Raw genomic sequence first — 6,404 nt, forward strand, 5'->3', positions numbered from 1 at the left:
CAGCGTCGAAGGCGTCCGCGAACACCGGATACGCCCCGTACAGCTCACGGCCCATACCCGAGCGCTGCGCACCCTGACCCGAGAACAACACCGCCGAACGCCCCGCCGATGCCCTGCCCCGGACCGTCACATCGCCTACGACCACGGCACGGTGCTCCAGCACCGCGCGCGACGTAGCCAGCGAGAACCCGACGTCCACCGGATTCCGATCCGCTGCGAACGCCGACACCCGCTCCACCTGAGCGACAAGGGCCTCGGAGGTCTTCGCCGACACCACCCACGGCACCACCGGCAACGACGAGGCACCTTCCACGTCCGCCGCCTCCGTCTCCGGAGCCTGCTCGAGGATGATGTGCGCGTTCGTGCCGCTGATACCGAAGGACGACACACCCGCCCTCCGCGGCTCACCCGTCTCCGGCCACGCCACCGACTCCGTCAGCAGCTCCACCGCACCCGCCGACCAGTCCACGCGCGACGACGGCTCGTCGACGTGCAGGGTCTGCGGCAGCACACCGTGCCGCATCGCCAGAACCATCTTGATGACACCACCGACACCGGCCGCTGCCGCCGCGTGGCCAATGTTCGACTTGATCGACCCGAGCCACAGGGGCAGGGCCTCGGGCCGGCGCTCCTGGCCGTAGGTGGCGAGCAGTGCCTGCGCCTCGATCGGGTCGCCGAGCCGGGTGCCGGTGCCGTGCGCCTCGACGGCGTCGATCTGGGCGGCCGAGAGACCGGAGCTGGTCAGAGCCTGCCGGATGACGCGCTGCTGCGCGGGGCCGTTCGGCGCGGTCAGGCCGTTCGACGCACCGTCCTGGTTGATGGCCGACCCGCGCACCACCGCCAGGACCTCGTGGCCGTTGCGCCGCGCGTCCGACAGCCGCTCGACGAGCAGCAGACCGACGCCCTCTGCCCATCCCGTACCGTCCGCTCCCTCCGCGAAGGGCTTGCAGCGGCCGTCCGCGGACAGGCCGCGCTGCCGGGAGAACTCCACGAACGCCGTCGGGCTGGCGAGAAGTGCGACTCCGCCGGCGAGAGCCATGGTGCATTCGCCCTGGCGGAGCGCCTGGGCCGCGAGGTGGAGGGCTACCAGTGAGGAGGAGCAGGCGGTGTCGACCGTGACGGCAGGGCCTTCCAGGCCGAGCATGTAGGCGATGCGGCCGGACACCACGCTCGTCGCGGTTCCCGTGAGGAGGTGTCCCTCACCGCCTTCGGAGCCCTGCGCCATACCGACGCCGTAACCGGAGGAGGAGGCACCGGCGAAGACGCCTATCTGTTCACCGCGCACCGAGGTGGGATCGATTCCCGCGCCCTCGAAGAGCTCCCATGACGCCTCCAGCAGCAACCGTTGCTGGGGGTCCATCGCCAGCGCCTCACGCGGCGAGATCCCGAAGAATGCGGTGTCGAACTCGCCTGCGTCGTGAAGGAACCCTCCATGCCGCGTGTACGTCGTGCCGGGGTTCGCCGGGTCGGGGTCGTAGATGCCTTCCAGGTCCCAGCCCCGATCGGTCGGGAATTCCGAGATCCCGTCGGTGCCGGTGACGAGGAGCTGCCAGAGATCATCCGGATTCGCCACCTCCCCCGGGTAACGGCAGCTCATGCCGACGATGGCTATGAGGTCGTCGTCCTTCGCCGGCGCGTGGAACTCGGTGGCCGACAGCCTCGACTGCGTACCCGACAGGTCGGGCAGTTCGTACTGTGCGGAGAGTTCCGCTGCGAGGAAACGTGCCAGTACGGTCGGCGTCGGATGGTCGAAGACCATGGTGGTCGGCAACTGCAGCCGGGTCTCGGCGACGAGTGCGTTGCGCAGTTCGACGGCGGTCAGCGAGTCGAATCCCAGCTCACGGAACGCGCGATCCGGTTCGACCCCGTCGGGCGACGCGTGTCCCAGGACGCCTGCGGCCAAGGACCGCACCAGGTCGGTCAGGGCGTCGGTGCGTTCGGCCGGGGCCAGCGCCGCGAGTCCGTTCCAGAGGGGCGAGTCGTCATCCGAGACGGAGCCCGTGGCGTCGGGGGCGGACGCGGCGAGTGCCTTGCGCACTTCGGCCAGCTCACTGATCAGCGGGCGGCTGCGGGCTGCGGTGAACACCGGTACGAACCGTGCCCAGTCCATGTCCGCGACGGTCACCAGAGTGTCGTCCCGGTCGAGTGCCTGCTGCAGAGCCGCGATCGCCGGCTCGGGGGCCATGGTCCGGATGCCCAGGCGGAGGAGCTGCTCGCCCTCTTCGCCGTCGGCCATGCCGCCACCCGACCAGGCGCCCCAGGCGACCGCGGTCGCGGGGACACCGCGCGCCCTGCGGCGCTGAGCCAGCGCGTCGAGGTGAGCGTTGGCGGTCGCGTAGCCGCTCTGGCCTCCACTGCCCCAGACTCCGGCGACGGACGAGAAGACGACGAAGGCGTCGAGGTCGTGACCGTCGAGGAGTTCGTCCAGGTGCACCGCGCCGGCGACCTTCGCGGAGACCTCTTCTGCGAGCGTGTCGGCGGTTGCTTCGGACAGCAGGGTCGCGGTGGCGACGCCTGCCGCGTGCACGACTGTCCTGAGAGCAGCGCCCGGGTAGTCGGCCGCCGCCGCGTCGCAGGCTTCGATCAGCGCGGCCACGGCCGTGCGGTCGGACACGTCGCAGGCGACCACGGTGGCCTTGGTGCCGAGCTCTTCCAGCTCGGCGACGAGTTCGGCCGCGCCTGGGGCGTCCGGGCCACGACGGCTCGTGAGGACGAGGTGCTCGGCACCGTTGCGGGCGAGCCATCGTGCCACGTGACCGCCGAGCGCACCGGTTCCGCCGGTGATCAGCGCGGTGCCTTGCGGTGTCCAGACCGGGCCGACGAGGTCAGGGCGGGTGTCCCGTACGAGACGCCGGACGAACGCTCCGGAGGAGCGCACCGCCACTTGGTCCTCGCTGCCGTCGGCGAGGAGGCCGATCAGCCGGGCAGCCGCACGGTCGTCCAGTGTCTCCGGAAGGTCCATGAGCCCGCCCCAGCGGTGGGCGCACTCCAGGCCGACGACGCGCCCGAGACCCCACAGCGAGGCCTGGGCGGCGCTGGCCAGCGGGTCGGAGCGACCGACGGACACGGCACCACGGGTCACGAGCCACAGCGGGGCGTCGATTCCCGTGTCACCGAGCGCCTGGACGAGTGCCAGCGTCCCTGTCATGCCGGTGGTGACGACCGGGTGAGCGGGAGACGGCTGCTCGTCCAGAGCCAACAGCGAAAGCACACCGGCCAACTGCGCGTCCTGCGCGAGAGCGCCGTCCATCGCCTGGGCCAGGGAACCACGGTCGGCAGCCGCGATATCGGCCTCGACCGGAATCACCCTGGCGCCGTGTGCGGTCAGTACCTCGACCGTACGGGTGACGAGCACGCTGTTCATGTGTCCGGAGGGAACGACGACCAGCCAGTCGCCCGACAGCCGGGCAGCCGCCGGGAGGGTGGCAGGCTTCCAGGTGATGCCGTAACGCCACTGGCTGGCAGTGGAGTTGACACGGCTCTGGCGGCGCCAGGCGGAGAGCGCGGGCAGCGCTCCGGCCAGCGCGTCGGAGTCCTCGGGACGTATCGCATCGACCAGCGAGGCGAGGTCCTCACGTTCGACGGCGTCCCAGAACTGCGCCTCCGCAGGAGTGTTGCCCACCACGGCGGTCCCGCTGTCCAGCTTCATGGGGACGTGCGGCCAGTAGCGCTCACGTTGGAAGGCATAGGTGGGCAGCTCCACCCGGCGGGCCCCGGTACCGGCGAAGTACCGCGTCCAGTCCACGTCCTGTCCACGCACGTGGAGCTCGGCCAGTGCAGTGACACAGGCCGACACCTCGGCCCGCCCCTTGCGCAGAGCGGGTACGAACACACGGCTCTCCGCATCAGCGGTGAGGCAATCCTGCCCCATGGCCGACAGCACCCCGTCCGGGCCCAGCTCCAGGAACGCCGTCACGCCCTGGTCCTGCAGCGTGCGTACGCCGTCGAGGAAGCGGACGGCCTGCCGGACGTGCCGCACCCAGTACTCGGGGGTTCGGATCTCGCGCGACGGGACGATCGCCCCGGTCACGTTCGAGACGATGGCGATTACGGGCGCATGGAAGGTCAGTGCTTCCGCGACCGCACGGAAATCCTCCAGCATGACGTCCATGCGCGGCGAGTGGAACGCGTGGCTGACGCGGAGCCGCTTGGTCTTGCGACCTTCGGTCTCGAAGTGCGCGGCGATGGTGAGGACGGCATCCTCGTCACCGGAGATCACCGTCGCGGAAGGCCCGTTGAGCGCGGCAATCGATACGTCATCGGTCAGCAGAGGGAGGACTTCGTCCTCCGACGCCTGGAGCGACACCATCGCCCCACCGGCCGGCAACGCCTGCATCAGACGACCGCGCGCCGCCACCAGCTTCGCCGCGTCCTCCAGCGACAGCACCCCGGCCACGTGCGCTGCCGACAACTCACCGATGGAGTGCCCCAGCAGGTAATCCGGCTTCACACCCCACGCCGACACCAGACGGAACAACGCCACTTCGAGCGCGAACAGCCCGGCCTGAGTGAACTGCGTCTGATCCAGCAGCTCACCACCCTCGAACACCACATCGCGGAGCGGCTGATCCAGATGACGGTCCAGCTCCGCACACACCGCATCGAACGCATCCGCGAACACCGGATACGCCCCGTACAACTCACGGCCCATACCCGAGCGCTGCGCACCCTGACCCGAGAACAACACCGCCAGACCACCGGGCGCGGTCGTACCACGTACCACCCTCGCCCCGGCGCCGGTTGAAGCCAGTTCCCGTACGCCTTCCAGGAGGTCCTCGCGCCCGGCCTCGAGCACCACGGCCCGATGCTCGAGCGCGGCGCGGCCGACGGCGAGGGAGTAGCCGATGTCGAGTGCGCCCGAGGAGGGGGCCTCAGCGGTCTCCATGTGCGCCAGCAGAGTCTGAGCCTGTGCCAGCAGTGCCTGGGCGCCGGCTGACGAGACGAGCCATGGGACTACCGGCGGGGCCCAGCCGGGCTCGGTCTCGTCGGTGCCGGCGGCGCCCTCCTCGACCGGTGCCTGCTCGACGATGATGTGCGCGTTGGTACCACTCACACCGAACGAGGACACGCCTGCCCGGCGCGGCTGACCGGTCTCCGGCCACTCCACCGGCTCGGTGAGCAGCTGTACCGCCCCCGCCGACCAGTCGACGTGCGGCGTCGGCTCGTCGACGTGCAGGGTCTGCGGGAGCGAGCCGTGGCGGAGTGCCATGACCATCTTGATCACACCGGCTACGCCCGAAGCGGCCTGTGCGTGACCGAAGTTGGACTTCATCGAGCCCAACAGCAGTGGACGGTCCTGAGGGCGGTCCTGGCCGTACGTCTCGACCACGGCCTGGGCCTCGATGGGGTCTCCGAGCACGGTGCCGGTCCCATGGGCCTCGACGGCGTCGATCTGCGTGGGCGAGAGGGCCGCGTTGGCCAGGGCCGCGCGAATGACGCGTCGCTGCGACGGGCCGTGGGGTGCGGTCAGCCCGTTGCTCGCACCGTCCTGGTTCACCGCGGAGCCCCGTACGACCGCGAGCACGTTGTGCCCGTTGCGTACCGCGTCGGACAGCCGCTCCACGAGGAGCACGCCCACGCCCTCGGCCCAGCCGGTTCCGTCGGCAGCCGCAGCGAACGACTTGCAGCGGCCGTCACCTGCGAGACCGCCCTGCTGACTGAACTCGGCGAACGCGCCGGGGTTGTTCATGACGGTCACGCCGGCTGCCAGGGCGAGGGAGCACTCGCGCTGACGCAACGCCTGGACTGCCAGGTGAAGTGCCACGAGCGACGACGAACACGCGGTGTCGACCGTCACCGCGGGCCCCTCCAGGCCGAGCGAGTAGGCGATGCGGCCGGACACGACACTGCCGGCGGTGCCCGTGACGTAATAGCCGTCGACGTTGTCGTCGGACTGGCGCAGGCTCGTCTCGTAGCCGGAACTCTGGGCGCCGACGAAGACACCGGTCTGGGTGGAGTGGAGTGAGGTCGGAGCGATCCCAGCCCGCTCCAGCGCCTTCCACGACTCCTCGAGCAGGAGACGCTGCTGCGGGTCCATGGACAGCGCCTCGCGGGGGGAGATCCCGAAGAACGAGGCGTCGAAGTCGGTGACGCCGTCGACGAAGCCGCCCTCGAAGGTCGTCGCGTTGGCGCCGCCCGCCTGGTAGAGCCCGTCGAGGTCCCAGCCACGGTCGGTCGGGAAGGCACCCACCGCGTCGGTACCCGAGGCGACCAGCCGCCACAGGTCTTCGGGACTCGCCACCCCACCCGGGTACCGGCAGCTCATCCCGATGATCGCGATCGGCTCCCTGGCCGCGCCGGTGAGCTGGGTGTTCTCCCTCCGCAACCGGTCGACCTCTTTGAGGGACGCGCGCAGCGCTTCGAGAACCTTGTCACCCGAACTAGCCATCATGAACTCCACACTT

Annotated in this window: 1 protein-coding gene; it reads right to left on the bottom strand. The window is 70.3% G+C overall.

The features are described from left to right. Positions 1-6,388: type I polyketide synthase (locus JOC24_RS32245; RefSeq protein WP_205023992.1), on the bottom strand; the 6,388-nt coding region annotated here is incomplete at its 3' end. Between the last annotated feature and the right edge of the window lie 16 nt (positions 6,389-6,404).

Source organism: Streptomyces sp. HB132, assembly GCF_016909575.1.
GTDB lineage: Bacteria > Actinomycetota > Actinomycetes > Streptomycetales > Streptomycetaceae > Streptomyces.